Source organism: Nocardia sp. NBC_00508, assembly GCF_036346875.1.
In the GTDB taxonomy this organism is placed as follows: Bacteria; Actinomycetota; Actinomycetes; order Mycobacteriales; family Mycobacteriaceae; genus Nocardia.
Map to the genome: position 1 here is coordinate 6,853,782 of NZ_CP107852.1, position 26,351 is coordinate 6,880,132.

The window sequence follows — 26,351 nt, forward strand, 5'->3', positions numbered from 1 at the left end:
GTCGCCGTGAACAACGGTGAGCGTGTCGACATCGCCGCCTGCGAGGGTTGGGCAGTCGCGGCCGGAGTCGGAAATCTGCAATCGGTTGCTGTCTCCCACGAGGATGTTTAGGCGATTACGCACAAGGGCCTTCGGCCCAGAGAAATCGCAAGACCAAAGATTGAAGCCGAGAATATCCAACTGACCGGTATCTAAATGTGGGTGGGCGTAAAACCAACTGAAGGTTGGTTTCTAATCGCGGCTCGGTTTGTCGGTGGGTGCCGGTACGGTGGCCGATGCTGCTTGACGTTGGGGATTGGAGGCGTCGGTGAGGCCGAGAGTGGGGATTCGTATCTGCACGAGAAGTGCTGCGGTGCAGAGTGCTTCGGCTTCTCGAAGCGCGGTTGGCGAGATCGACCGCGTGGCCGCGCCTGCGTCGCCAAGCGTCCATATACCAGAGATCCGAGCCTGTCGAGGAATGCCGCGATGCGTCTGCGTTTGACGTTCCATACCGGAGCCCGCGAGTTGGCGTGGGACGATGTGCTGGCCCCTGGGCGGGTGCTGGTTTATACCTTGCTGAAAGCGTCTGCGCCGGAGTTGGGCGCCGCGCTCCACGACAGCGGCTATGGCGCGCACGGTATGGCGCCGTTCGGGTACTCGGCGAGGTAGCAGTCCGCGCGGATTCCGAGGGCTGAGTTCAGCAACTGAACTCGACCACCACTTTGTCAGGCGAGGTGGAGTTGCGGGCGACGATCTGCCGGAGCGAGTTGGTCTCCTCTATGATTTCAAGACCGATGCGTGAAAATGTCGCCTCGTTGAACACGTTGCGAGCCAGCAGCGGGTTGGTGAGGGCTTGAGTGAACGCGTCGTGCGCCACCATCGTCGTCAACAACTCACCCATCATGAGGTAATCGGGGTAGTCCTCGGCGAAGATCCCGACATACCACTCGAGATCATCGATCTCCTTGTAGAGTTCTTCGATCCGACGACGTAATCGCGGGTCACTGGTCAGCTGCTCGAAGCTCGACAATCGTCGGAGCCCGAAAGCTTCCCGGTATTCGTTGTAGGAGCGCAAACGCGCGTTTCTCATCAATGCGACTGTCCGTTCCTCGATGGAGGGTTGGTCCGGCCGAGACCGGTCGACAAGAAAGTATGGGGTATTGCGAAGTCCGATCTTTCCCGCTCGCTCCTGCGAGCATTGCGCCATCAGCGCCTCGATTCCCCGCCGCAACACCAACGGGTTATTATTGCGGAATTCTGACGGTTCCAGCCGATAGGCACCGTTGCCGATGCTGTTCGGCACAAGCGAGTGCCATCGGTATAGCAAGTTGAACTCGACGGCGCACCAGTTCGAGCGGTTCCAGCGTTCCCCGTCCGCCAAAAAGGGGACCGTCTCGATCGGGAAGTCGAACGGCGCAATGTGCTTGATGTATTGTTCGATCACCAGCTTCAGAAGTAGGACGATCATCACATTGCGTGTGGTTTCGAACAACCGCGCATCGTCCCATTCCGGGTACTCCTGCTCGAGTATTCGTGCGATCCGGTTATGTTCGCGGCAGAAGAGGGTATTCAACATCGTTTGGCCGATGGTTGCGTTGCCGTGCTCGAGTCCGACGGCGAACATCATGTCCTTGTGCTCTTCCGAGGCGCCGTCGAGGATAGTATTGATTATGAACTCCTCGTCGTGTAGACCTCGAAATTCTGGCTTGACGACGAGCGGGTCGCCCGGCCGCCGACGCTCGAAGAGAAAGACCGGGAATTCCTCACCGTCGATCTGCTGAGTCTTCAGTCGGCCGCCGGTCTTCGAACGCAGCAGAGAGGTCTTTTCCTCGGTGAGGCCGTAGATCTGACACAAGTCTATTTCATGGTTGGATGTGTTGCGTCGATAATCGCCGCGACTGGTGCGCAGAAAGCTGTCGGTGAACCATTGAGCAAAGAACATGAACATTACGCTGGTGTCAGTGGATTTGATTTCCTGATCCCGCCGGAATAGTGCCACTACATCGGCCTGATCGGGCCATTTCTCCTGCTGCTCCGAGGTAGCCGGCGGTAGGTGGCGCCCGGTGTACGTACGGTCGGTCAGCGTCCGCCAGGTCGTGTAGTCGCGGCCGAGTGTCAGCGGGCGCGGCCGCGGTGAGGTCGCATAGCCGTAGTAGTTGACGAAAAACTGGCTCAGCGAGCGCCGCAGGCCCGGTACTTTGGCTAGCGGTTCGATCACATTCGGCAGAAACTGACTGAGCGCTGGCGGCAGTATCGGCGGCCGTAGCCCGAGTCCTGCGATCGTCCTTGACAGTTGTCGGCCGAATGGAACGCCCGGCAGCTCGAACATCACGCTTCCTCCTGGCGGCTGGGTAAAGTTCACGGACAATACCTTCGAGTGCAGCCTGGTGCGATATCCTGTCACCTGCCGCCAGTATAGCGATGTCATGTTCGCTGCGTGTCCGATATCGATCGTGTCGAGCGTTTTCCTTCCGCTCCATAGAAATGCAGATACGGAACATGGCTCGGTCCGGCGATCCAGGAGTCGCCTCCGACAAGTCGAAGTCGAGTGCTGTGGAGAGGTTTTCACACGCGAGGTATTGAGACATTCCGGGTGGACCGCATTCCAACCGCGGATCCTGGCTAAAAGGGCTACGCACCTGAACCAAAACCAGAACCAACTACTTCTGACGAAGTAATCAAGAGAGAGCCGCGCAAAAACCGCGCGGCCGCTCTCCCCGACGGATGGACACCCACCCGCGACGTCATCGCCGCCATCCGGTCCGAATGCCCGACCGTCGATCCTGCAAGCCGCACACCGGAAGTTCACCGACTACTGGCTGTCCAAGGCGAGAATCGCGCCGACTGGACAGCCACCTGGCGCAATTGGATCCGCCGGGCGGCCGGAGAACCCATGGAGCACCAGCAGGCCCGTCAACGGCCCAGCAAGACAGCCGCTCACACCGGCCGAACGCAAGTTCGCCGAAGCGGAAGCGCTCGAAGAGGCGACCATCATATGCGAGCAGAGATGCCCTCGCAGTTCGATTTCGACCTCGACCACATCGACCAGGTGACAACGCGCGCCCGTGGCTTCAAAGAGTCCTTCGCAAGATCTCGACCAAGCCGAGTGCGGGACTCGATGTACGGCGGGCGATGAGCGTGAAGCAGCGGCGGCCTACCGCCGAGGGGCATCGAGACTCGGCGGCTACGGCGTGTGAGTTGCTCGAACTACAAGCCGCCAGCCAACGCGTATGAACCCCCATGGCGCCGGGCCATACAGGCGAAGCCGAAGGATTCGTGCCGCCCAAAGGCGGTGACAAGTGTGTCTCGAATGGTGAGGGGTCCGGGTGGCTGGCTGCCGATGGAGGGGTGTTATTCCGACTGGCCAGGGCTCGACCGCGCACGACGACCCGCACTGGGACGTGCAGAAAAGGTGACTATACGAACGTGTATCCCGGCGGGAAGTCGCGATGAATGGTACCGGCAACGTCACCTACTATTCGCTGCGGGACGACATGGCAGTCAGGCACTCACGCCAGAGTCAGTACCTGTCGTCGACGAAGAGCGCGTGCGTAGTGGTCGACTCCCCCTCCGGACACGTTTTGTCAGGCATCCTCCGCAAATTTGCAGAGGATGCATTCTTTTGGGTCCCCTGTGGTGTCTGGACACCATCGATCTGCAAAATTTGCGCAGGCAATCGGTCAAAAGGCACCGACCCGGATGTGCGGGCTGTTCGGTGATCGGTAGTGGGTGCGCCAGTCGGAGCGGAACGATCCTGCCAACGGCCCAGGACGTGTACCGCCCCACATGCGGCACCAAGCGATACCGCCACCCGGTGGTCGGTAAGCTCACGCTCGGCTTCGAAGTCGTCCATTTCCGTCGGCGACCCCGACCAGACGCTGGGTCTGTGCACCGTCGAGCCCGGATCACCGTCCGCGAACGCCCTTCGTGTGCTCGTCGGCCGCAGTGCCGACGCCGCGTTCGAGGCGGGGAAGCACCCGGACAAGTGACGAACCACAGTGTCCTCCGGACGCGCATGACCAGCCTCCGAACTGATCGTGGTCGTGTCTGCACTTCGTCCGAAAGAGTTCCGCGGCGGCCAGAGCTTGGATCGGCGGCGATAGCGCGACGGTGTACAGCGACCGGAGCTGCACCACGATTTCGGTGTTCCTTCGTCTTCAGATCCGGCTGCAATCGATCGAGATGTCCGCACTCTTCTACGTTCTATCCAGACCCTTCCCTCGAGTCGCGAGGTCGATGCGTCTAAACGGTCGTGACGTATCCGCCATCGATGCGGATATCGGAGCCGGTGATGTTGGCGGAACGGTCATTGGCCAGGAAGACGGCCAGATCGGCGACCTCTTGGGGTGTGGTGAATCGCCCTGTCGCAGCGGCTGCGCCTACCGACTTCACGACGTCTTCGGGGCTGCTGCCGCTCGCCGAACCGACCTGGGCTGCCATGCCGCCCGCGCCGAACCACAAATCGGTGGACACTGGACGCGGACTTATCGTTTTGACACGAATCCCCTTCGGCCCGAACTCCTTTGAGACCCTTGGTGAGATTGGCCAGAGCCGCCTTGGTAGCGGTGTAGTCGATGATAATGGGCTCGGGCAGCACGGCCACCCTGGTGTCGTCCCTCGTTGAGGACCTGGGCGTCCATCGCCGAGCGAGTTCGTTGCTGAACTTGCTGGCGTTCGGACTGGCTGGCCGGGGTCACCGAGGCATGCCAGGTCGTGGATGTGCAGGTAGCGGATTCGGGCGTGCGGCGGCGATTGCGGTTGCGGTTGCGGTTGCGGCCGTGGATAGTTCGTGGGCGGCGATGTCTCCAGCCGAGATCAGCACCAGCTGGGGATGCTCGTCGTCGGTGATATGGGACCAGACCGCGTAGCCGTCGCGCAGCTCGGCGTCGAGGGTGTCGAGCGGGTGCTCGGGCATCGGATGTTTGGAGGCGATCACCAGGCTGCTGCGGCCGAGTTTACGCATGGCGAACGTCACCGCTGCTGCGGCGCGGGCGTCTCGGCGGGGATGTAGATGTGCAGAGCTCCTGGTTGAGTACCTCCACCAACCACGGCGGGTTCGGTTCGCTGATATTGATTCGGTTGGAGGACGCCTCATCAGGGCTGAAAACCCGTAACCCGCAGGTGGAGTGCAGATTCTGCAACCGCCCACCTCGACGTTCCGGCGGACCGCGTCTGCCGGTTCGAGGACCGAGACCGGCACCACGGGCGGGAGTTGTATCGGTGTCCGTCCCAGCGGGCGGATGCGGTGTTCGATCTGCTGGATACGGTGCGGTTGGCGCCCGGGGACGACGCCGCCACCATTACCGCCGACCAAGCTGCGCACTGTGATCGGCAACCTGCTCGCCGCCGGGGACTGGAGCCCGGCGGGGCTGGACAACGCGATGATGGAATCGTTCTGGTCCTCGATGCAGATCTACCACGCCCCGATCGAATACGAACCACTCTCCGACCCGACCTGCTTCCGCTGTCTGTTAGCGACCTCGACTGGAACCCAAGGGGGGCAGGTAATCGGGGTCACCTATCCATGCAGCAGCCCTGGTCGGACCCGGAAGTTTGTCCAGTTGGTGGCTCCGTCCCTCGTAAACCACTGTGCGACGGCCCTTCCCGTTGATGGGAAGATCAGTTCGACATCTGCGTTACATCCCATAGCGTACCGTTGGATAGCGGCGCATTAATTAAGGGAAGGTCATTCGGTCGCCGCATTGCTCGGGATCCGCCACGTAGATCCTGAATGCCGTTGTGGTGAAACATCATCGGTACATGTTTGCCGGGTTGCAGTAGGTAAGCCTGCACGGTATGCGGCTCCTGCGGGATGGTGCCCGATCGATAACAACACATAAGGACCGCGTGCAGGTCCACCCAACGTGATTGAAGCGCGTATCCCGGGGTCGAGCGCACTGGGATCGCATGGAAGGGGCGCAATGTCTGAGAATGCCGTAGGCGTAAAGCCCGAGGCCCAAGATCCGAGCAGAGATTCCAGTCGTTCCACAGTCGGGGAGAATTCCTCAGTTCTCACTCGACTGAGGAATGTTTTGGATACCTCTCGAATAGGCACGTCACGCGGACTCCTTGGGGTGGCAGCGGTGGCCGCTGGTTTGATCGTCCTCGGATTCCTTTCTCCCGGAAGGGTTCCGGGAGAGGGCGATCATGTGGGATTGTTCAGTCTGCTGCCCGCGCTGATCACGCTGCTGGTGGTCTTCGCTACCAAGAACGTGGTGGCCGCGCTGTTCCTGGGCGTCATCACGGGCGGCGTCGTCAGTGCGCAGTACAACGTCGTCGATGGTTTCATGCTCCCGGCGCTGGGCACTGCCTCGTTCGCGACGATCCTGCTGGTCTACCTGTGGGCACTGGGCGGAATGATCGGCCTGTGGACACGCACCGGCGGCGCCCAGGCATTCGCGGAAATGGCTGGCCGCACACTGGTTCGCGGAGCGACGAGTGCCCGGATCTTCGGGTGGCTGGTGGGGGTGCTGTTCCACCAGGGCGGCACCATTTCGACGATCCTTGCCGGCACTACCGTGCGCCCGCTCACCGACAAGCACAAGGTGTCGAAGGAGGAGTTGACCTACATCGTCGACTCCACCGCCTCGCCGGTCGCGACCGTGCTCCCATTCAATGCCTGGCCACTGTACGTGGCGGGCCTGGTGGTGGGGACTACGCCGCTGTTCGTGACGGAGGACGACGGCGTCGCGTTCTTCATCAGTTCGATCCCCTTCAACTTCTACGCGATCTTCGCTCTCCTGGCGACGCTGCTCTTTGCTTGGGGAAAGCTGCCCTGGGTCGGCAGCGCTATGAAACAGGCGATCCGCCGTGCGCGCACCACCGGGCAGCTGAACGCCCCGACCGCGAAACCGATCACATCCGACGAGCTGGTCACGATGAAGCTGCCGAAAGACTACTCGCCCAGCGTCGCTGATTTCGCCGTCCCTATGGGCGTGCTGCTCACCATCGTGATCGGCTCCTACATCATGACCGGCGAAGTGCTCATCGCGCAGGCGTTCGGCTTGGCAGTGATAACCGCCATCGTGCTGGCGCTGATCAAGGGGCTCCCGCTCGGTGAGGCCATCGACGGCTTCGTCGACGGCTGCAAGGGCGTGACCGTCGGTGCGCTGATCCTGGCTTTGGCCGTGACGCTCGGCTACGTGTCCAAGCAGCTCGGCACCGCAAACTACATTGTCGAAACCACCTCGGATTGGGTTGTGGACCCGCTGTTGCCTGCCATCCTCATGGCTATCTGCATGGGTGTGGCGTTTTCGATCGGATCGTCCTGGGGTACATTCGCGGTCGTCTTCCCGCTCGCGATGCCACTCGCCTACGCCATCGATCCCAACCCGATGTACCTGCACCTGTGTTTCGGGGCTGTCGTCGGCGGTGCGGTATTCGGTGACCAGGCCTCCCCGATCTCCGACACGACGATCCTGTCCGCCCTCGCCTGCGGCGGCGACGTCATGGACCACGTGAAAACCCAGCTCCCCCTCGCCCTGGCCGCGGCAAGCCTCGCTGCAGTAACATCCACCGTCTTTGCCTTCGTTATCCTGTGATTGGACGTGGCAACGGACCGGTGGAGGAAGGCACCACCATGGAGCCAACCCTCCGCCGAGTGGCGGCAACGACCGGCTGAACTGGTCTACTGCAAGCGCCGGGGCGGGATCTCCCGTCCCGGCGCCGGCAGGTAGGACGTCGTCGAAGACCCGGCCAGGTCACTGGAACTGCTCGGCGGGGGCGACCATCGGCTGCGGGTCCACGGGCGCAAGCGTGACGACGGCGCCTCCGCACGAACGACGACTCGGCAGAGGGGTGCCTGATCCAGATGTTGCCCGCCCCACAGGAACCCGCTTGCGAGCAGTACCGCCAGCAGATGAGTGAGTTGTTCGCGCCGTTCACCCGCGTCGCGGCCAAGAATCCCTATGCGGCCGCACCGGTGGACCGTAGCGCGAAGGAACTGGCCCCATCACAGACCGCAACCGGATGATCACCGAGCCGTATCCGCGGTTCATGGTCTCCCGTGACCAGGTGAACCAGGGCGCCGCCCTCGTCCTCACCTCGATCGGGGTCGCACGGAAACTCGTTGTAGCGCAGGACAAGTGGGTGTTCCTACCCGGACACGCCGATCTGCGGGAATAGAATCTGCTCGAGCGCCCCGACTTTGCGGCAGCACCGGCCTTGGTGCGTGCGGCCGAGCACGCGCTCGAGGTCGTGGGAGTCGCGGTAGAAGAACTGTCGACGATCGATCTCTACAGCTGCCTCCCATCGCGGTGTCCGCCGTCGCGGACGGGCTGGGGCTGTCCGCCGATGATTCGCGCGGGCTCACCGTGACCGGTGGTCCGCCGTTTTTCGGCGGTGCCGGCAACAACTACTCGATGCACGCGATCGCCGAAACTGTTGCGCTCCTGCGTGCGACACCAGGCGCCTACGGCATGCCGGATGCGGCCGCTCCCCCGCCTCGCATCTGGTTGGTGCCACCACCGCCGCAGCCAGCAGCACCAGCCCGCCGGCCGTCTCTGTCCGCAGAGCCTGGGCAACCACCGCGCGTTCCGGCGGCTTCCCGGCACACTCCGCGCCCACTGACGCGTTCTTTACAGCCTATCCCCGAACGCATCAGCGCCCACCATATGGTGCGTCCGGAGTTCGGTAGAACGCGCGCATCCCGCACTCGAGCACCGGCCGCATAATCGACTACATCGACTTCGACGAAGACCGGGCCTCCGCTCGACCATCGCGGCCGGCTGCATTCCGCGAGGAGGCCTGCGCGAGAAATTCGACGTCACCACGGCCAAACACTGTGGCAGCGACTTCACCCCTAGCCGCATCGAAACCGTCGTCGCAAACGGCCAAATTGCATCGATATTCACCTCAGTCCGCGCTACCGTGCATCCCGTCCGCCCGTATCCGCATGGCCGATCGAGGAACTCGGGCAGCGTCACGATCCGGTAGTAGCGAGCCGAGACGACATGCAGGAGTCGGCGCACCATCGTCCCAGGCGATGCATCGGTGTTGCTGTGTGATCGTCCGGCGCGTGCACGCCCATCTGGCGTGAACGGGGGGAACACTGGGACGAATGAGCGGCCCAGGCGCGGGAAGGGCGCAGACCAACCGCCAGTCGCCGACACGACGAGTGGCCCGTGACGCGGTCTGGTCGGGGTACCTGGTGGGCCTGGTTGCCACGATCTACACCGCCGGGTTGCCGACAAGCCGCGCCTATCAGGCTGTGTGGATTCTCGCCGGTATCGCCGCATTCACAATCGACCGTCCGTGGCGTAACCACCTACGGATCTTGGCCGACTGGCTGCCATTGCTCGGCGCGCTGGTGCTGTACGACTACACACGCGGGTTTGCGGACGAACTCGGAATGCCACTGCGCATGACAGAACTCGCCGCGGTAGAACGCGGGCTTTTCAACGGCACGATTCCGACAGTGTGGCTGCAGCAGCGCCTGGCGGCGGACGGGCAGCCCTGGTGGACGCCCGTCACAGGGGCCGTGTACTCCACCCATTTCATCGTGCCGTGGCTGCTAGCCGCGATCTTCTACGTGCGTTCACGACCACTGTGGGCCCGCTACATGCGCCGTATCCTGATACTGTCCTACCTGGGTCTGGCGACCTACATCCTCCTGCCTGCCGCACCCCCGTGGTATGCCTCCAGGGAGGGGGTGATCACCGAGGGCGTCGACCGCATCGCCGGATTCGGATTCGGCATGATCCCTATCGACACCAGCACACAATGGCTGGAGGCGCAGGGAAACCACGTCGCCGCACTGCCCTCACTACACACAGCCTTCGCGCTTCTGGTGACCGTGACGTTGTGGCCGCTGCTCACCAATTCGTGGTTACGCGCCGTCCTCGCGATATTCCCGCTGTCGATGACCTTCACCCTGGTCTACGGTGGCGAACACTATATGGTCGATGTGCTATCCGGCTGGGCATACGCAGTACTGACCATCATGCTGGCCGTGGCTTGGGAACGCCGCAGTCGTCGCGCATCCACGGTCCACAACGCCACCGGATCCGACGGAGCCTTGTCCGTATCGGAGCCGACAATGCACACTGTCTCGCCAGAATCCCCCGATTAGCGCCCAGTATGTAACTGGTCAGCGCCCCGAGAGCGGCACCACCGATCCGTATTGCTCAATTCATCAACTACCACCCCACCAACGCCTATACCCGTGCGGCAGTGAACAAGGTCTTCGTGAGCCTGCTCAGCTCGATTGCTTTCACCATGAGAACGAAATATCGAGCTTTCAAAGATATGTAAATACTCGGGGAATTTGGAGGTCTGGTACCTTCAACAGGTTGGAACCAACGAGCGATTGCGGGAAGCCGCGGAAAACTGGCCCTGACCCTGTCCGCGGGAGGCGGGATGCAGCGCTCGACCGCCCGGGCGCTGACGGCTCTGCTTTACACTGTGCAGGACACCATGACCGCCGCGGACCTGTGCGCGGAGTTGTCGATCAGTTCCGGGGCGGTATCGACCGCGATCAAACATTTGATGCCGGTCGGGCTGATCGAACGTGTACCCGCGCCGGGCAGCCGACGCGACCATTACCAGTTTCGCGCAGGCGCGTGGGCTGCGCTGATGTCGCAGCAGAACACGATGCTGGCCGGCATGCGCGACTCGGCGCAGGAAGGCATCGTCGCCACCGGCCCGGACACCGTCGCTGCCCGGCGCCTGCACGAGATGCAGGACTTCTACACCTTCATGCTCAACGAGCTGGTCCCGCTGATCGACCGATGGCGCGAGCGCAACGCCGCTGAACATCCTTGACCGAGCCGACCATCGTCGATGACTGTGATCAGCTCGTCGGGTCCAGCACAGTGAGCTGTATCGAATCCTCCCTGATTTGGTGCGGTCGCCCGCAATGGAGTTGCTACCAACGTGATTCAATCGGGCAACGCGTTGTGCTGGCCATCGACTTAGGGTTCTGGACGTGCATCCTCGCAGACTGTTTGCCATCGGGTTGAGCCTCGGAATATTGTTGGCGGCCAACACCTATTCGGGGTTCGCGCTGTACGCGTTCACTGTGGGGCCGCAGGTACAGGCCCAGGTAACGGTTTGCTCAGGCGGAAAGTTCAGCACGTGCCGCGGGCGGTGGGTATTGCCGGACGGCCGGGCGGGCAGCGGCGGCGTTGCGGGAGCGGGGAGTTCTGGACCCGGCGAAACGGTCAGCATACGGATCGCACCTCTCACCGGTGCGTACAAGGACAGCGGGCTGGTGCTCGGGTCTCGCCTGTTCTGGGCGATCCTGGTCGACGCGATGACCCTCGTCGCGTGGGTGTGGATCGCGTACATGCTGATCCGAAGCCGCCGCGTCGCCGCCGCTTTCGACAGCACGGTGGAAGCCGGGCACGAAATCTGGCATTCCAGCAACACAGCGATCACCGACCCGCTCGGCACTCCGCTCTGGCATGGCTGCCGAGCTCGGCGGCGCCTCACCGAGATCACCGCCCCGGACGCCGCGACCAACTTCCACGTGCGATCCGCCGACGGCGTGCTCGCACTGGACTACCCCGACGGTACCCCTGCCGGAAGGATCGAAGCCGACCGCTACGCCGCAAACCGCCTCAGCTACACCATCTTCGATGCTACTGGCACCCCGCGTGCGTATCTCGCCAGCACCGGTGTCACCGACTCCACCTGGGCGGCCACCGGCGTCGACGAAACCCCGTATGCCCGTTTCGTTTTAGCCCCCGGCCGCAACCACACGGCGCTGGCACCGGTGACCCCGCCACCGCTGCGCCCCCTGCTCGCTGCCTTCCTCCTCGATTACGACCGCATGCTGCTCGAAGGTGGTACCCGCCCCGGCGGCGTCGCCGAACTCCAACGCCGAGCGAAACGGTGAACCCCGGGAAGATCGTGAGATCGAAATGTATTCTCGCCGGGCCGATCCGGTAATCGCGCAGTGTGTTGTAGGAATCCGCCCAGGGACTGTTGGCCCAGCCCAATGCAATGGCTGCGGAGATGATCAGGGGGATGCCGCCGCCTGTCTCCTTGCGCAGAACCTTGGTGAGTCGCTGTGTCTCCGGCCACGTGCCGGGCGAGAAGAAGGGACGTGAGCCAGAAGAGCTCATTACTGCTGCGCCTGGGGATACACCTGGATGTCTGCCCATCGCCGGTCCGACCCGGCCCCGGACGGGATCGGGTTATGCCGACCAGACTTCCCGGCGCACCATCTTGTAAAGATGCCGCAAAGCCGCTGGCGCAGCAAGCCAACGCGCGGACAAAGTGCGTGAGGCGGCGGCGCGCCGCACGAGTGACCGGAGTGCCGATGATCGTCCGGCCGACCGGCTTCATCCGCTCGCGTCGGCGGCCCTGTGCGTTTCGTAATAGCTGGCCATGAGCTCCCAGTAGCCGAGTAACAGCAGCATCTGCGCGCCGATCGCGACAGCCGCGGGAACGGGACGGCGACGCCACGCCCCGAGCAACGCGATCATCCCCGCCCCGGCGGCCGCGGCGTTCACGGCCAATGCCGCATCCCTGGGATGGTCGACAAGCCACAGTTCCTCCCCGAGCACGGCTTTCGTCGCCCAGGCCCGTTGGTCGGCAGGTTCGGGGAAGAGCACCGGGTTCACCGCGAACCACGCGCTGATGACGGCCGCGTGCGGCCAGCTTCGCTTCCACACCGGAACCAGGAGCAAGGGTGCCGTCGCCCAACGGGACCAGGCGCTCCAAGGGTTGGAATGCCTGGCGAAAACCGCGCTGCGAACACGGGCGAAAGCTCTTCCAGACTCCATATTCACTGTGCTCCTTTCGGTTTCGATCAGACTTGCCGGGTCAGTCGTCGAGATCTCGGTGTGCGTAACCGTAGAGGCCGATCGCGGTCACGGCTGCGGCGATGGCTGTCAGTACGGCGGTTGCGGGCCAGTCCGGTGCGGTGTCGGGAACCGCGGCGAGGTGCGCGAACGGGGAGATCTCGCGGACCCAGCCTGGTGCGCTGGCGCTCTGCGCGATGACATCGAGTAGGAGAGCCGCATCCGGGCGGCCCGGGTGCTGGTCAAGACGATCAGGCCGCCGCCGAGGTCTCGGTGGCGGGCGGCGAGGAGCGCCGCCGCACCGGGAGCAACGGCCAGAGACAGCAAGACGAGAGCGGGTTCGACGCGGTTGTCGGCGTAGGGGGCGGTGCGGGCTGCGAGGCCGAAGGGGGTGAGCCAGGCGGCCCAGGCCAGAGCGGTCACACCATCGGCGAGCATTCGTAGCAGCAGCGCGGCCCCGAGAACGGCCGAGGCGAGTCCGGTGGCCGCCGAGCGGGACGGAAGCAGTTGCGCGGTGAACAATCCCAGATTCGCGAAGGCCATGGTCGTGCCGAACACACACAGGCCGTGCAGCAGAGCTCCCGTGGAGTCGGTGCCTGTCACGACCAGACCCGCTGCGACCCCCGTCGCGATCAGGACCGCGGCAAGGGCCAGCGTGCCGGCGGCGCGCGCAAAAAGATCCAACATGCGTGCTCGCCCGCCGAGCAGGAGATCCCAGCGTCCGGTGTCCTCCTCCCCACGAGTGATTCGAGTAGCGACCAGCAGCGTACCGGAGGCCTGGAAATCGCGATCGTTCTCCACGCCGTCCTCAACACGGTCGCTTTCCTCGGCGCCCCGCTGATGCGTATCGACTTCGGCACCGAGTTCGCCGACCGCTCCGCCGGCGCCGGCTCCGCCACCCAGCTCAACCCGACCCTCGCAGTCGCCGTCATCACCGCGATTATCTGGTGGTGCACCCGCAAGACAACCATGGAGCGGTTGTTCGCCGAGCGCGGCGGCGACCCGGACCGCCCGGGCAAACGCGACACCATCGACGCGCTGGTGTGGCGCGCGGCCCGCCCCGGCGAGCCGTCCTGGCCCGCCCCCACCCCGAAGCTGTTCTGCGTGGGGCTGCGGAGGTCGCAGGCGGGGTCACCCCAGGCCACCCCACCACGTCACCGAGGCGGAGCGATCAGGAACCCATATTCGATCGTGAGCTCTGCACGGACGGGTACCTTCCCAGCATTCGCACGTCGGCTAGTCAGAAACGCCGGGTGTCGAATGTCGTTTACGCTCAGATGCTCACTGATCAGCGGCGCTGTGAACTAGCCGGCCCGCGAGGGCAATCGGGAACGACTACTGCCTCCAGCGCGACCGGTGTCGTATACACCTCTCATCGAAGCCCTTGGTCTTGAGATTCCTTCTGTCGCAAGAGGAACCCGGTACCGCTGACCGAAACAACTATTCTGCATGCCGAGATGGCGGTGGGTCTTACCCTCGTGGGTCACCTAGTGACCGACGAGGCCATCGATTCTCTCATGCAAGGCAACTTTGGTGATCATCAGCGTCAGAGCTGCGACGTTGTCTCTTGCCTCAGCCGTGGCCGCATGGCGATCATTCCTGAATCAGGGTTTTCCCTTCGTTCAAGCCCTGACGTCGACTGTCGGCGCCTCGGTCGAGCGCACTGAGGAACGGTGCAACGATACCGAGGACTTCGCTGCTGGCAGCGAGTGTGGTCGAGTGATCACGCCCTGGAATGATCACGAGGTGAGCTCCGGGGATCATCTGGGCAATATGGCGGGTGTCATCGAAACGCTCCGCATCTTCTGAACCGACAAACAGCAACGTCGGGAGATCGATTGCGCCGAGCGTGATGTCGTCGATACCCGGTTCTGAACCCGACTGCCTCATATAGGCAGCCAAGGCCGTCGCATCGTTGGACTCGAATGCGATGCGTGTGCCTGAGTCGATCGGAGTCGAGCGATGCGCACCCCATTGATCAAGGAAGGCGGACATGCCCTCATTTGTGAGGGTGTCGACACAGCCGGGAAAGAACAGTTCATCGAGGACGCCGTCCTGTGGCCGGCTACTTCCGCCACCGACGATGACGCTCTTCAGCCGGTGGGGCGCATGGGTGGTGAGCGACAGCGACACTCGGCCGCCCAGGGAGTATCCCATCAAGTGGGTGGACGAAATTCCCATCGCATCGAAAACAGCCAGAACGTCCGTAACCATGAGGTTCATCGAATAGTCGCCAGCTATGCGAGGCTTATCACTTCGTCCGTGTCCACGCAGATCGATAAGCACGAGTTGGTAGCGGTCTTTCAGAGCACCGACATATCCGAATCCACGCCAGATAGCGCTCGACAAGGCCGTCCCGTGAAGGAGGGCAAGCGGTTGTCCATTGCCGATCGCTCGATAGGCGATGCGGGTCCCGTCGATAGGGTTGGTTGCGTATTCCACAGAGCCAGCGTGCACTACGAGTAACGGCTCGAAAAAATCGGTAGGTCGTCCGTCTCGGCACTATTGCTGGCTAGCTGCCTGTTTGATCTTGAAGCCTTGAGCGTCGGTTTTTACCGCATGCAACCGCGAGAGTGCGGAATCGGTTGCCGTGCTGGATATTTCGTGGTCAAGCTAGCGGTGATGCGCGCCGCGATGTGTGGCGAGCGCGTCGGAATCTGGGCCGCGCCTGGTCGTGGCGGGTGTCGGTGTCGTCAGGCGGAAATGTGCAGGTCCGGGGCCCGCGATACGGAACGCCTCACGCGGTGGGGGTAGCTTGTGGCCCATCAACAGGCCGGCGAAGACCAGCGAGATGAGCAGTCCCGGAAGCGTTTTCCACACATCGAGAACCTGCGGGGTGAACAGCCCGGATTCCGTGAACCTCTCGATCCCCATCGCTGCGGCGATCCGGCCGAATACGTCGGGCCCGATCAGCAGCGCGAGCGCGCCACCGATGATCGAACTCGGGATGAAAAGCTTCTGCGCCAATCGCCACTTCACTCGGATGATCCTCGAGATCAGCATCATCACGCCGATCAGCAACAACTCGAAGCCGATGACTTCCGGGGACATACAGACCTACCTTCGTCCGTTCGAGCTCGGCGTACCCGCACCTGGCGCGCCCGAATGCATGAGCCGCACTATGTAACGCTAAATAACGGTACGATAGATAATGAGCCGCTACGATTCACACCTTCCCGCTGAGGGGAATATGGATGCGCAGAACCTGACGACGACGCGGCGTACATAGCCACCCCAGCGCAGCCGCCTCCTTTCCGGAGCCGCAGAGAGCCTCAGGACAGCCGCTTCGATAACACCGTTGTGACCGATTTGTAACAGTTGACTCCCTCGCACGTGTCAGTATCTCCGTCGATGTCGTACCTCGATGGGAGCGCGTGCTTTGACTGAATTCCTCGACACGGTGAATGGCTATATCTGGAGCGATGCGCTGATCTACCTGTGTCTGGCGGCCGGGGTGTATTTCTCGGTTCGTTCCAGGTTCGTCCAGGTGCGGCAGGTTAGGGAGATGATCCGGTTGATGCGGCACGGCGAAAAGTCACCGTCCGGCGTGTCGTCGTTCCAGGCGTTAGCGATGTCGCTGTCGGGCCGGATCGGCACCGGAAACATCGCCGGTGTCGCCACGGCCATCGCCTTCGGCGGGCCCGGGGCGCTGTTCTGGATGTGGGCCGTGGCGTTCCTGGGAGCCTCGACCTCCTTCGTCGAGTGCACCCTCGGTCAGATCTACAAGACGCGGGACCCGCTCACCGGCGAGTATCGCGGCGGGCCCGCGTATTACTTCAGCAAAGCGATGGCGCACACCCGTGCGGCTCCGCTGTTCAAGGTCTACGGATTCGTGTTCGCGGCGGTGACCGTGCTCGCCTGCGGCCTACTGCTGCCCAGCGTGCAATCCAATTCGATGGCCTCGGCCATGCATCAGGCGTGGGGTATCTCGGAATGGGCGGTGGCCGTCGGCACGGTCATCGTGCTGGCCTTCGTGATCATCGGCGGTGTCAAGCGCATCGCGGCGTTCGCGTCGGTCGTGGTGCCGTTCATGGCGGTCGTCTACATTGGGCTGGCGCTGGTCATCGTGGTCGTCAATGCCGCGGAACTCCCCGGTGTCGTACGGATGATCTTCGCCAGCGCGTTCGGCGCCGACTCTGTGTTCGGCGCGATCATCGGATCGGCGGTCATGTGGGGCGTCAAGCGCGGGGTGTATTCCAACGAGGCAGGGCAGGGCACCGGGCCGCACTCCGCTGCGGCCGCCGAGGTCTCCCATCCTGCCAAGCAGGGACTGGTGCAAGCCTTCGCGGTCTACGTCGACACCCTGTTCGTCTGTACCGCGACCGGATTCCTCATTTTGTCGACCGGCGCTTACCGGGTGTTCGAGGGCGAGTCCGCGACAGGCGCTGTGCTGGCCGACGGCGGCGCGCTGCCTGCGGATGCTGCGGTAGGACCGGCCTTCGCCCAAGTGGGATTCGACACGCTGTGGAGTGGTGCCGGAGCGACCTTTGTCGCCGTTTCGCTCGCCTTCTTCTGCCTGACCACGATCATCGCGTACTACTACATGGCCGAAACCAACCTGCGGTTCCTACTCGGCAAGTATTCACCGATTCCGGTTCCGGTCATTCGCGGCTCGATCGGGTCCAACTCCACCCTTGTGCTGCAGGCGCTGATCCTGGTCTCCGTCGTGGTGGGCTCGGTCTCGACCGCGACCGAGGCGTGGACGCTCGGCGACATCGGCGTGGGCTTGATGGCCTGGCTCAACATCGTCGGCATTATCGTGCTGCAGCAGCCGGCATACAAGGCACTTCGTGACTTCGAACGTCAGCAGAAGGCCGGTGTGGACCCCGTCTTCGACCCGCTGGCACTGAGCATCCCGGGAGCCACGTTCTGGGAGACCTACCGCCCGGCAGCCGACAAGGACCACATTCGGACAACGGTGTAACCGACAAAGCGGGGCCACGGTCATTTGTTCAACTACGTGGTCGGCCGCGCCGTGATGGTCATTGGCACGGTCGAGCAAGGTTTCGCCGCCCAGCACCGCAGCCCGGAAATCCACCTCGCGCCATCGCGCAGATGCCGGTGCCAGCACACGACTTGGTCTGCGCTGCCGCGGCGACCACAGCAAAGCGCTGCGGCAGCGGCCGCGGTGGTCGTATTGTGCTGTTGTGCAGGCAATTCAGATTGCCGAGGACTATCCGTCGGTGACGATGGATTCCGCCGCGCTTGCGGCGGTGCGGCTGCTGGCCGAGCATCGCCTGCCGGGCATCGTGGTCACCGACGGCGATGCAACGTTGCACGCGGTTCTGCCTGCCTCGGATGTGGTGGGGTTCTTGGTGCCGAGATACGTGCAGGAAGATCCGTCGCTGGCTGCGGTGCTGTCGGAGTCAGCGGCCGATCGGATCGCGGACAGACTGCACGGCAAGACCGTTGGCGAGTTGCTGCCGTCGAAGACCAAGCCGATGATTGCGGTGGCACGTGCCGAACGAGCGCGCCCCGACTGCACGGATCATCTCGCGCTCGCCCCCGGACTGTTCCTGGATCGAGGACACGAGCCCGCTGCGCAGCAGGACCCCGTGCGCCGATTCCTCTTCGAGATCTCCGACTCGTCGTGGTGTGCAGCCGTGACTCAGCAGGACCTCGTCGATACCGCACGTGCACTGGTCGACTCCCATCCGGAGGTCTGCCAGCAGACAGCCGGTCTTCCCGCAGCTGATGTCATCGCCTTCATCGACTGACGGACCGATCGTGGTCCGGTCTCGGCCGCTTACCACGGGATGGAACTCGGATTCGGGCGTTCAACTGTGTACATCCGATTTGTCAGCGCGGCCCGCAATCTGTCCTGCCAGAGCTGAGGACCGCACCGTCATCGATGTCCGCCCGCGTCCGAACTCGGTCTACAGATCCACGCCATCCCCGTGGTGACCTCGGCCCGGTCGCGCTTCAGCTCTTCCCGATCTCCGCGAGCTTGTCGCGTTGTTCGCTGGAAGCCAGTGTCATCACCCGCGCCTCGACGTGCGGTGGCATCGGGCCGAGGGTGATTCCGATGCCGGTTCGCGCGGAGTGCTCGACGTAGTGCAGCAGCGCCATCGCACCGGAGGTGTCCATGTAGTTCACGTTCTGCAAGGACAAGACGACATCGGATCGCGCGGCTCGCACCGACGTGAAGACATGGTCGGCGGACAGGAACGACAGCGGCCCGTGAACCGTGTAGGTCGTCGCGTCGTCGTTGTCTTCGGTGATGATCGACGCTCGCCGCTGCCGCGATTGCAGGGCATGGACGAGGACCGACAGCACAACCCCGAACGCCACCGCCGCGGTGAGGTCGACCATGACGGTGATCAGCATGGTCGAGAACAGCACGAGGGCATCACCTCTCGGCATGACGTGCGCTTTCTTCATCGCTTCCCAGTCGAACATCCCGATGCCGGTGAGAATCAGGATGCCCGACAGCACCGCCAGCGGAATGTACTGCACGACCACACCGAGACCGACGACGAACACGAGCAGCACGACACTGTGCACCATGGCCGACAGCGAGGTACGGCCACCGCTTCTGAGGTTCACCACCGACCGGACCGTCGCACCGGCGCTCGCGAGCCCGCCGACCAGACCACTGGCGATATTGCCCAGACCCTGGCCGATCAACTCCCGGTTGCTGCGGTGCCGGGTGCCGGTGAGGTTGTCCATCACCACCGAGGTCAACAGGGAGTCGATGGATCCCAGCAACGCGATTCCGAGTGCGGGCAACAGCAGTTGCAGCACCAGCGGCCCGCTCAGTTCGGGCATCGCGATCGACGGTATCGCCGAAGGAATCTCCCCGATGTAGTCGATGACCCCGTTGAGCGGCAGTGACCACCCGAACGGCAGCGGCACGACGAGATCCTCCAGCAAGGACCCCACCAGCGGCAATGTCGCCGTGATCGCAACGAGCACGATCAGGCTCGCCGGGATGGCCTTGATCCACCTGCCCGACAGCAGCATGAGAACGATCGTCAGCAACACCAGCAGGAAACTCTGCCGAACCTGGTCCACCTCACCGAGAATGATGATCAGCGCGATCCCGCCCATGAATCCCGACACCACGGGATAGGGGATGTAGCGGATGTAGGAGCCGAGCTTGCAGACCCCGAACACGATCTGGAACACACCCGCCATGGCGAAGGCGATGAACGCGGCCTCGAGACCGTGCGCGGCGATGGTCCCGGTCGCAACGACCGTGATCGGACCGGTCGGCCCGGTCACCTGAGCTGGTGTCCCCCCGAACAGTGCCGCGAAGAAACCGGCGAATATCGCACCGTACAGACCGACCAGCGCACCCTCGGCGGTGCCGGTCGCGGTGATACCGAACGCTATCGCCAGCGGCAAGGCGACGATCGCCACCGTCAGACCCGACAACGATTCTCTGGCAATGCGCTGCAGCATCAGGAGGGCACCTCACAACTCGGCGTAACCACACCCGTCCCCTGCTGAAGCCGGGCTGCCGACCAGACTTCCCGGCGCACCTAATAGTAAAGATGCCGTAAAAAACGCTGTAGATCAAACTGGACTGTGAAACCGGGACGCACAGCGGCCGGACGCGGGCCTAGCCGGGCGAATTCCGACTTGTGGAGGTTCGCCGCCCTTCACGCCGCCCACCAACTGTCCCCGACTGACGATGCATCGCTAGCAGCCGCCGAGTACATGGCTGGCCCGTCGCCACAGGGCGGCGGTGAGCACCAAGGCGGCCGTGGCGCCTGCTGGGACGGTGATTCCGGTGGGTGCCATCGCGTATCCGGGCAGGGCCGCGACCGGCCAGAGCGGCGGGAGCGGCGCCAGCACCCAAGCCCACGTGGGGCCGAGTGCCCAGGCGGCCACCGGGAGCAGGGTGAACAGCGCCCCTGCCGCTTTGGCCATGGCCAAGGCCCGAACGCGGTTGGCGGCTGCTGCGGTGACGATCAGCATGAAGGCAGGGGCCAATGCGGTGGCGAGGAGTGCGGCGCCGGTCAGCGGCCAGGTGGCGCCGTCGGCCAGCCCGCTGAGCGGCAGGGCAGCCGCCAAGCCCGCCGCGGTCAGCACCGCAGCGGTGACCGCCCGGTAGGCGAGGTAGTGGCCGATACCCAACGGAGAGGCACCGAGCAGCGTCACCGCGCCCTGCTCGCGGTCCTCGGCGGTACGCAGTGCCACCATGCCGCCCACCATGAGCGGCACGTGGAGCAGGACCAATGCCGCGAGCAGCACTGGATGTAGCCGGTTCAGGTCCAGGCCGGTCCGTATCACCACAGGTGTTTCGTCCAACAGCGGCAGACCGAAGCGCAGCCCCAGGGCGGTGAGGGCAGGCCCGGCAAGCAAGGCCCAGGTCACGGGGTCGCGGGCTGCGCCGATGAGGTCGATGTGGGCGAGGGTGCGCAGCGGCGACCCCGACGGCCACGGCCGGGTACCCATCGAGCGCGGGCGGCTTCGAGGGCGGTGGTCGGGCGTCTCCAGTGTGCCGGTGCGGGCCAGTGCCCAGCGTGCCAGCGCGCACGCCCCGGCCGCGGACACGGCGGCGTACCCGGCCAGAGCAGCGATCCTCGCCCCGGACAGCGGCACCGCGGCCGGGTCCAGTCCCCATAGGACGAGCGAATGCGCGGCAGAGGTTGGTGCGGCGTACAGCAGCGGATGCTCGACCAGACCGGTGGCGAGCATCAAAGCCGGAACCAGCAACGGTCCGAGCATCAGCGGGACGGCAGCCACCACGTCGGACAGGTGGCGGGCGCGGGCACACGCGGCCAGAGACAGCCCACACAACAGGACGGTGAGCAGCGCAGTTCCCGCGGCGGCAGCAGCTACCCCGCCGACCAGGGCGGCGGGGCGGGCAGCCAGCGCGATGGGGACCGTCGATGCAGTTGCCAACAGGGTGAGTACGGTCAACCTGGCAGCTACGTATTCGCCTGCGCCGAGCGGGCTGACCCATAGTGCGGCCCATGCACCGCTGGTGCGTTCGCCCAGCAGAAGGAAGACCGCGAACAGCACGCCGAACCCCGCGGTGTCGAGAAACAGGATCAGGCTCGTGAAAGGGCGTGCCAGATCCGACGGAAGCAGGACGGCGGCACCCGCCCACACCGCGGCCAACCCTGCGGCGAGCAGCGGCAGCCGCAGGCGTAGCTGGACGCGCCACTCCAGGGCCAGGGCCGCGCGCAGGCGGTGCAGGACCGGCGTGGTCATCGCTGCGTCCCGGGTTCGGCGAGGCCGGAGCGGTGTCCGGTGACGGCGGCGAAGACATCATCCAGGGCGGCCTCGCGGCTGTGGATGGTTTCGATGACTCCTGGCACGAGTATGGCCAGAGCCTCGGTAGGTAGCTGGCGCTGTTCCAGGCGACCGTCGCTGCGGTATTCGACGACCACGTCTGGCTGACCGTAGGCAAGCTTGAGGCTGCGCGGGCTGTCCACCGCGGCGATGCGACCGTCGACCACAAAGGCCACCCGGTCACAGACGCGGTCGGCGGTGGCCATGTCGTGCGTCGTGACGAACACGGTCGCGCCGGCGCCGGCACGATCAAGCAGGATGCCGCGGACGCGTTCAGCACGGACCGGATCCAGTCCTGAGGTGGGCTCGTCCACGAGCAGCAGTTCGGGCCGGTGGACCAGGGCGCGTGCCAGGTTGAGCCGGGTGAGCATGCCTTTGGAGAACTCAGCGGTCGGCTGATCGGCGGCCGCAGCCAGATCCACCAGCTCCAGCACCGCGTCCAGGTCCTCGGTGGGGCCGCGGTAGAACGAGGCGAAGGCGGCCAGGTCCTCTCTGGCTGTGAGCCCGGGCAGCCGAGCGGGCAACTCGAAACCGACACCGATCCGCTCGAAGAAATCGCGGTCACTCCCCCGCCCCACGGGCAGGCCGAGAACACCGACCTCGCCGGTGAAGCGGCGCAGTTGCCGGGTCAGTACCCGGTGCACGGTGGTCTTGCCCGCCCCGGACGGGCCCAGGAAGCCGAACACCTCGCCACGGTCGACGGTGAAACTCATATCGCGCACTGCAGGCGTCTGGGCGCCGGGATAGGTGACGGTGAGGTGACCGACCTCGATCGCGAACTCAGCCACGGTGGTTCCCTTCAAGCGCGGCGAAGGCTGCATCAACCGTGGCGGCCAGGTCAGCGTCGTCGTCCTCGGCCCAGACGGTGACCGCCGTGGCCAGAGCGGCCGTGCAGGCGGCGGCGGTAACCCGCACGGCCAAAGGGACCGGGCCACGCCCTTCGCCGCGCAGAACCTCCTCCAGCAGGCGCTGGGTAGATGCCTGGTTCTCCCACTGACGGGCACGCAGGGCCGGCGCGGAAAGCATCAGCCTGGTGCGCTCGCGAACGACAGCCATCTCATGCTCATCCAACTGGGCGAGAGCTTCGCCGAGTCCACGGCGGACCCGCTCGACCGGGTCCGCCGCGCCACACGCGGCGACGAGTCGGGCGATCAGCGGATCGTAGTTGTCGCTGAGGACCACATCCTCCTTGGTGGGGAAGTACCGGAAGAAAGTGGTATGCGATACCCCCGCCTCCGCCGCGATCCGCTCCACGGTGACGCCGTCGTAGCCGTGCTCGGCGAACAGCCGCAGCGCGGTCTGCTGAATCGTCTCCCGCGTGCGCGCACGCTTGGCAGCCCGCCAGTCCGTGACCATCCGCCCTCCAAGATATTAGTAGCTAACATGTTAGTAGCTAACGCAAATATCGGGCAAGGGCCCGATGCAGCCTGAAGGCTGATGCCGACGGGCGGAGCCGTAATGACCGCGCGACCGGCGGCCGCGGGAGGTATGGGCGCTGTCGCAGCATGCGCCACCGGGCGGCCGTCCGGGATATTCCATCGGCTGACGCCGGTGTCGATGTCTACGCTCGGCGCATAGTCGTCACTGTCCGCATGTTTCGCCGAGGAACATCACTCGACCTCCCGCGCCGCCGCCTGCTCCGTCAGTCGTGGCCGGTGGTGTATCGCTCGCGCCAGCGGTCGATGAGGGGGACCAGTTCACTGGTCATGTAGGTGTAGAAGTCCTGCATCTCGTGCAGCCGGCGCGCGGTGACCGTGTCGTCGCCGGTGGCGTCGATGCCTTCCTGCGCGGCTTCGCGCATGGTGGCCAGCATGGCGTTCTGCTGCGACATCAACGCCGCCCACGCTCCTCTGCGGAAACGGTAGTGGTCGCGACGGCTACCCGGGGCCGGGACGCGTTCGATCAGGCCGACCGGGATGAGCTGCTTGATAGCGGTGGAGACCGCGCCGGAACTGATCGACAGCTCCTCGCACAGATCCGCAGCGGTCATCGTGTCCTGCTCGGTGTACAGCAGCGCGGTCATCACCCGGGCGGTCGAGCGCTGCATGCCGCCACCGTCGGACAAGGTCAGGGCCAGCTTCTCCGCAGCGGCCCGCAATCGCTCGTTGGTTCCCACACCCCAAACCTTAGCAAACCTCAGATATCACTGAATATTTACAGATTTCTGAAAATTCAGTACTATCGTCTTCATGGCGAATGTGATTGAGCTGCACGGGCTCTGCAAGACTTACGGCACGGTCCGCGGTCTGGCCGAGTTGTCGCTGGAGGTCCGCCGCGGCGAGGTGTTCGGCTATCTCGGTCCGAACGGGGCCGGCAAATCGACGACCATCCGGCTGTTGTTGGACCTGATCCGGCCGACTGACGGCACCGCCCGAGTTCTCGGTCTGGACCCACGGGTCGACGCGGTGCAGTTGCACGAGCGGATCGGTTATCTCGCAGGCGATTTCGTCGTCCCGGGACGCGGTCGAGTGGGCGCGACGCTGCGGTTTCTCGGCGCGCTGCGTGGCGGCGTGGACACCCGCCGTATCGACACACTGTGCGAGCGGCTCGAGCTGGACCAACGCGCCGAAGTCAAGGCACTATCCAAGGGCAACCGGCAAAAACTCGGCCTGGTCCAGGCGTTCATGCACGCCCCGGAGCTGCTCATCCTGGATGAGCCGACCTCGGGGCTGGACCCGCTCGGCCAGCAGACCTTCCTGGACATGGTCGCCGAGGCCGCATCGAACGGCCAGACGGTGTTCATGTCCAGCCACATCATGAGCGAGGTCGAGGCGGTCGCCGACCGCGTCGGCATCATCCGCGAGGGCCGATTGGTCGCCCTGAACACGGTGGCCGGGTTGCGCGCCAATGCTATTCGCGACGTGGAGATCACCTTCAGCGAACCGGTCGGCCCAGGCGAGTTCGCCGCGCTAGCGGGCGTCGGTGACGTGCGGGTCGACGGGACCACCTTGCGTTGCCAGATCGCCGGCAGCCCCGACGCATTGCTGCGCGCCGTCGTGGCGCACCGTGTGATCGCGATGTCAGTAACCGAACCCGCACTCGAGGACCTGTTCCACAGTTTCTACACCGGAGAATCCGATGCTGCCTGACCTCTACACCCAGACCGTCACCGACCACCGCAGGTCACTGATCGCCTGGTCGGTGGGCATCGCCGCGGTCGGCCTGATGTACGCCGGTTTCTATCCCCAAGTAGCCGAGGGCGGCATGGCCGATGCGGTGAACAGCTACCCCGACGCGATGCGCGAAGCGCTGCGTCTGGACGATATGTCCTCGGCCGCAGGCTACCTCGGGTCCAGCGTATTCGGGCTGCTGCTGCCGCTGCTGGCGATGATCTTCGGAATCACCTTCGGCGCCCGCGCCATCGCAGGCGACGAAGAAGCCGGATACCTCGACCTGCTGCTGGCCTACCCGCTCAGCCGCACCCGCCTCGCACTGCAACGCCTCGCCGCCCTGGCCACCGGCGCCGCCGCGATCGGGCTGCTGGTCTTCCTCGGCATGATCGCCATCCGCTCCGGCGCCGACCTCGCCTCGATCAGCATCGGCGAGTTCGCCGCCCAATGCCTCAACTTGACCCTCCTGGCGATCACCTTCGGCGCACTGGCGATCGGCCTCGGCGGCGCGACCGGACGACGCGGCCCGGTCCTCGCCGGGACGGCGGGAATCGGGGTGCTCACCTACGCCGCACACAGCCTCGCCGGCGTCATCGGCGCCGACTGGCTGACATACCTCTCCCCGTTCCACTACTACATCGGCGGAGAACCGTTGCGAAACGGAATGCAATGGGCTGACGCCGCAATCCTCGTGGCGATCTCCGCTGTCCTGATACTGCTGGGCCTGAACCGATTCAACCGACGGGATCTCAACTCCTGACAGTTCGAGGGCGCCCATCACCCACCCTGGGCGATGGGCGCCCTCGAACAGCGGCGCCATGACCGCATTCAAGGCACTGTCGCAGCGTGGCCCACCTCAATGGAGCGCGCAGTGAGCGTGAGTGACAGCGGTGTGTGAGTCCTCGCGCCGACCCGTTTGCTCGGTTGAGCAGAGCCGTGCGCAGAGCACGAGGTGACCGACGACACCTTCACGATATGCCGGGCCAGGGAGCGGCGCGGCCTGTCGACCGATGCGACGAAAACAGCGACGCCTCTTGAAAACACGGCAGCCCAGCCCGAATACGTTCACCTGGACGAATAGCCGAAGGCGTTCGTCACATGGCGAAGTCATCGACGATTCGATCCACCGGAATAGCCGTCCACCGGCGGCCAAGGGCCGTCGTCGGCAGGCGGCCGCACGGGCCGCACGACCAGCGTCGCCGTCGCCATACCGCCTCCCCCAAACGTGGAACTCATTGGCGAGGCCTCGAAAGAATCTGCGGCAGGATAC

23 protein-coding genes and 2 pseudogenes are annotated in these 26,351 nt (G+C 64.4%); 12 read left to right on the top strand and 13 right to left on the bottom strand.

What is annotated here, in order from left to right:
• Positions 1 to 465 precede the first annotated feature (465 nt).
• Positions 466 to 648: a hypothetical protein gene (locus OHA40_RS30765; RefSeq protein WP_330230319.1), complete on the top strand. Its 183-nt coding sequence runs from the start codon at positions 466 to 468 to the stop codon at positions 646 to 648.
• A 28-nt stretch (positions 649 to 676) separates the two neighbouring features.
• Here OHA40_RS30765 and OHA40_RS30770 read toward each other — a convergent pair whose 3' ends face one another.
• The gene (locus OHA40_RS30770; protein WP_330234442.1) at positions 677 to 2,308 is read right to left on the bottom strand and encodes a peroxidase family protein; all 1,632 of its coding nucleotides are present in this window, start codon (positions 2,306 to 2,308) and stop codon (positions 677 to 679) included.
• A gap of 911 nt (positions 2,309 to 3,219) precedes the next feature.
• Here OHA40_RS30770 and OHA40_RS34820 point away from each other — a divergent pair.
• On the top strand, positions 3,220 to 3,432 hold the full coding sequence (locus OHA40_RS34820; RefSeq protein ID WP_442943850.1) for a hypothetical protein: 213 nt from the start codon (positions 3,220 to 3,222) through the stop codon (positions 3,430 to 3,432).
• 789 nt (positions 3,433 to 4,221) lie between these two features.
• Here OHA40_RS34820 and OHA40_RS30780 read toward each other — a convergent pair.
• Complete coding sequence (locus OHA40_RS30780) at positions 4,222 to 4,452, bottom strand: SDR family oxidoreductase (protein ID WP_330230320.1); 231 nt, start codon at positions 4,450 to 4,452, stop codon at positions 4,222 to 4,224.
• Positions 4,453 to 4,672: 220 nt separating this feature from the next.
• Positions 4,673 to 4,942 carry a hypothetical protein gene (locus OHA40_RS30785; protein ID WP_330230321.1) on the bottom strand — a complete coding sequence of 90 codons (270 nt, stop codon included), beginning with the start codon at positions 4,940 to 4,942 and terminating at the stop codon, positions 4,673 to 4,675.
• 958 nt (positions 4,943 to 5,900) lie between these two features.
• Here OHA40_RS30785 and OHA40_RS30790 point away from each other — a divergent pair.
• The 5 genes from OHA40_RS30790 to OHA40_RS30810 all read left to right on the top strand — a co-directional run bounded on the left by OHA40_RS30790 (position 5,901) and on the right by OHA40_RS30810 (position 11,815).
• Positions 5,901 to 7,520: a Na+/H+ antiporter NhaC family protein gene (locus OHA40_RS30790; RefSeq protein ID WP_330230322.1), complete on the top strand. Its 1,620-nt coding sequence runs from the start codon at positions 5,901 to 5,903 to the stop codon at positions 7,518 to 7,520.
• A 427-nt stretch (positions 7,521 to 7,947) separates the two neighbouring features.
• Positions 7,948 to 8,103 carry a hypothetical protein gene (locus tag OHA40_RS30795; protein WP_330230323.1) on the top strand — a complete coding sequence of 52 codons (156 nt, stop codon included), beginning with the start codon at positions 7,948 to 7,950 and terminating at the stop codon, positions 8,101 to 8,103.
• 934 nt (positions 8,104 to 9,037) lie between these two features.
• Positions 9,038 to 10,048 (top strand): phosphatase PAP2 family protein, encoded by a 1,011-nt coding sequence (locus OHA40_RS30800; protein WP_330230324.1) that lies wholly within the window; start codon positions 9,038 to 9,040, stop codon positions 10,046 to 10,048.
• Between the two features lie 287 nt (positions 10,049 to 10,335).
• Entirely contained in the window at positions 10,336 to 10,740 is a 405-nt protein-coding gene (locus OHA40_RS30805) for a GbsR/MarR family transcriptional regulator (RefSeq protein WP_330230325.1), read from the top strand.
• A gap of 448 nt (positions 10,741 to 11,188) precedes the next feature.
• A complete protein-coding gene (locus OHA40_RS30810; protein ID WP_330230326.1) occupies positions 11,189 to 11,815 on the top strand; it encodes a hypothetical protein in 627 nt (208 codons plus the stop codon).
• Between the two features lie 91 nt (positions 11,816 to 11,906).
• Here OHA40_RS30810 and OHA40_RS34825 read toward each other — a convergent pair.
• From OHA40_RS34825 to OHA40_RS30835, 5 genes and pseudogenes are all read right to left on the bottom strand, one after another.
• Positions 11,907 to 12,083, bottom strand: a pseudogene (locus OHA40_RS34825) (hypothetical protein); the annotation flags it as partial.
• Positions 12,084 to 12,263: 180 nt separating this feature from the next.
• Positions 12,264 to 12,707: a DUF6653 family protein gene (locus OHA40_RS30815; RefSeq protein WP_330230327.1), complete on the bottom strand. Its 444-nt coding sequence runs from the start codon at positions 12,705 to 12,707 to the stop codon at positions 12,264 to 12,266.
• A gap of 108 nt (positions 12,708 to 12,815) precedes the next feature.
• On the bottom strand, positions 12,816 to 13,526 hold the full coding sequence (locus OHA40_RS30820) for a hypothetical protein (protein ID WP_330230328.1): 711 nt from the start codon (positions 13,524 to 13,526) through the stop codon (positions 12,816 to 12,818).
• A gap of 792 nt (positions 13,527 to 14,318) precedes the next feature.
• A complete protein-coding gene (locus tag OHA40_RS30830; RefSeq protein ID WP_330230329.1) occupies positions 14,319 to 15,167 on the bottom strand; it encodes an alpha/beta fold hydrolase in 849 nt (282 codons plus the stop codon).
• A gap of 171 nt (positions 15,168 to 15,338) precedes the next feature.
• Positions 15,339 to 15,776, bottom strand: coding sequence for a hypothetical protein (locus OHA40_RS30835; RefSeq protein WP_330230330.1), 438 nt, complete (start codon positions 15,774 to 15,776; stop codon positions 15,339 to 15,341).
• A 328-nt stretch (positions 15,777 to 16,104) separates the two neighbouring features.
• Here OHA40_RS30835 and OHA40_RS30840 point away from each other — a divergent pair, with 328 nt between their 5' ends.
• Entirely contained in the window at positions 16,105 to 17,649 is a 1,545-nt protein-coding gene (locus OHA40_RS30840) for an alanine/glycine:cation symporter family protein (protein ID WP_330230331.1), read from the top strand.
• 223 nt (positions 17,650 to 17,872) lie between these two features.
• A pseudogene (locus OHA40_RS30845) lies at positions 17,873 to 18,151 on the top strand (CBS domain-containing protein); the annotation flags it as partial.
• Between the two features lie 496 nt (positions 18,152 to 18,647).
• Here OHA40_RS30845 and OHA40_RS30850 read toward each other — a convergent pair.
• The 5 genes from OHA40_RS30850 to OHA40_RS30870 form a co-directional block, all read right to left on the bottom strand.
• The gene (locus tag OHA40_RS30850) at positions 18,648 to 20,129 is read right to left on the bottom strand and encodes a SulP family inorganic anion transporter (protein WP_330230332.1); all 1,482 of its coding nucleotides are present in this window, start codon (positions 20,127 to 20,129) and stop codon (positions 18,648 to 18,650) included.
• 240 nt (positions 20,130 to 20,369) lie between these two features.
• Positions 20,370 to 21,890 carry a hypothetical protein gene (locus OHA40_RS30855; protein ID WP_330230333.1) on the bottom strand — a complete coding sequence of 507 codons (1,521 nt, stop codon included), beginning with the start codon at positions 21,888 to 21,890 and terminating at the stop codon, positions 20,370 to 20,372.
• Complete coding sequence (locus OHA40_RS30860; RefSeq protein ID WP_442943851.1) at positions 21,887 to 22,792, bottom strand: ABC transporter ATP-binding protein; 906 nt, start codon at positions 22,790 to 22,792, stop codon at positions 21,887 to 21,889. The genes OHA40_RS30855 and OHA40_RS30860 overlap by 4 nt, the downstream gene beginning before the upstream one ends.
• The gene (locus OHA40_RS30865) at positions 22,752 to 23,327 is read right to left on the bottom strand and encodes a TetR family transcriptional regulator (RefSeq protein WP_330230335.1); all 576 of its coding nucleotides are present in this window, start codon (positions 23,325 to 23,327) and stop codon (positions 22,752 to 22,754) included. Before OHA40_RS30865 ends, OHA40_RS30860 begins: the two co-directional genes overlap by 41 nt.
• A 286-nt stretch (positions 23,328 to 23,613) precedes the next feature.
• Positions 23,614 to 24,018 carry a GbsR/MarR family transcriptional regulator gene (locus OHA40_RS30870; RefSeq protein ID WP_442944086.1) on the bottom strand — a complete coding sequence of 135 codons (405 nt, stop codon included), beginning with the start codon at positions 24,016 to 24,018 and terminating at the stop codon, positions 23,614 to 23,616.
• A 142-nt stretch (positions 24,019 to 24,160) separates the two neighbouring features.
• Between OHA40_RS30870 and OHA40_RS30875 the strand changes: the two genes are divergently transcribed.
• The 3 genes from OHA40_RS30875 (at position 24,161) to OHA40_RS30885 (ending at position 26,162) form a co-directional block, all read left to right on the top strand.
• Positions 24,161 to 25,060, top strand: coding sequence for an ABC transporter ATP-binding protein (locus tag OHA40_RS30875; protein WP_330230336.1), 900 nt, complete (start codon positions 24,161 to 24,163; stop codon positions 25,058 to 25,060).
• A complete protein-coding gene (locus tag OHA40_RS30880) occupies positions 25,050 to 25,841 on the top strand; it encodes an ABC transporter permease subunit (protein ID WP_330230337.1) in 792 nt (263 codons plus the stop codon). Before OHA40_RS30875 ends, OHA40_RS30880 begins: the two co-directional genes overlap by 11 nt.
• 192 nt (positions 25,842 to 26,033) lie before the next feature.
• Positions 26,034 to 26,162 (top strand): hypothetical protein, encoded by a 129-nt coding sequence (locus tag OHA40_RS30885; protein WP_330230338.1) that lies wholly within the window; start codon positions 26,034 to 26,036, stop codon positions 26,160 to 26,162.
• Positions 26,163 to 26,351: the final 189 nt, after the last annotated feature.

What these genes read in the sequence shown, in the direction of transcription:
- OHA40_RS30765 (WP_330230319.1), top strand. Translation starts at nt 466, where the DNA reads ATGCGTCTGCGTTTGACGTTCCATACCGGAGCCCGCGAGTTGGCGTGG.
- OHA40_RS30770 (WP_330234442.1), bottom strand. Translation starts at nt 2,308, where the DNA reads ATGTTCGAGCTGCCGGGCGTTCCATTCGGCCGACAACTGTCAAGGACG.
- OHA40_RS34820 (WP_442943850.1), top strand. Translation starts at nt 3,220, where the DNA reads ATGGCGCCGGGCCATACAGGCGAAGCCGAAGGATTCGTGCCGCCCAAA.
- OHA40_RS30785 (WP_330230321.1), bottom strand. Translation starts at nt 4,942, where the DNA reads ATGCGTAAACTCGGCCGCAGCAGCCTGGTGATCGCCTCCAAACATCCG.
- OHA40_RS30790 (WP_330230322.1), top strand. Translation starts at nt 5,901, where the DNA reads ATGTCTGAGAATGCCGTAGGCGTAAAGCCCGAGGCCCAAGATCCGAGC.
- OHA40_RS30795 (WP_330230323.1), top strand. Translation starts at nt 7,948, where the DNA reads ATGATCACCGAGCCGTATCCGCGGTTCATGGTCTCCCGTGACCAGGTG.
- OHA40_RS30800 (WP_330230324.1), top strand. Translation starts at nt 9,038, where the DNA reads ATGAGCGGCCCAGGCGCGGGAAGGGCGCAGACCAACCGCCAGTCGCCG.
- OHA40_RS30805 (WP_330230325.1), top strand. Translation starts at nt 10,336, where the DNA reads ATGCAGCGCTCGACCGCCCGGGCGCTGACGGCTCTGCTTTACACTGTG.
- OHA40_RS30815 (WP_330230327.1), bottom strand. Translation starts at nt 12,707, where the DNA reads ATGGAGTCTGGAAGAGCTTTCGCCCGTGTTCGCAGCGCGGTTTTCGCC.
- OHA40_RS30835 (WP_330230330.1), bottom strand. Translation starts at nt 15,776, where the DNA reads ATGTCCCCGGAAGTCATCGGCTTCGAGTTGTTGCTGATCGGCGTGATG.
- OHA40_RS30850 (WP_330230332.1), bottom strand. Translation starts at nt 20,129, where the DNA reads ATGCTGCAGCGCATTGCCAGAGAATCGTTGTCGGGTCTGACGGTGGCG.
- OHA40_RS30855 (WP_330230333.1), bottom strand. Translation starts at nt 21,890, where the DNA reads ATGACCACGCCGGTCCTGCACCGCCTGCGCGCGGCCCTGGCCCTGGAG.
- OHA40_RS30860 (WP_442943851.1), bottom strand. Translation starts at nt 22,792, where the DNA reads ATGCAGCCTTCGCCGCGCTTGAAGGGAACCACCGTGGCTGAGTTCGCG.
- OHA40_RS30865 (WP_330230335.1), bottom strand. Translation starts at nt 23,327, where the DNA reads ATGGTCACGGACTGGCGGGCTGCCAAGCGTGCGCGCACGCGGGAGACG.
- OHA40_RS30870 (WP_442944086.1), bottom strand. Translation starts at nt 24,018, where the DNA reads ATGCAGCGCTCGACCGCCCGGGTGATGACCGCGCTGCTGTACACCGAG.
- OHA40_RS30875 (WP_330230336.1), top strand. Translation starts at nt 24,161, where the DNA reads ATGGCGAATGTGATTGAGCTGCACGGGCTCTGCAAGACTTACGGCACG.
- OHA40_RS30880 (WP_330230337.1), top strand. Translation starts at nt 25,050, where the DNA reads ATGCTGCCTGACCTCTACACCCAGACCGTCACCGACCACCGCAGGTCA.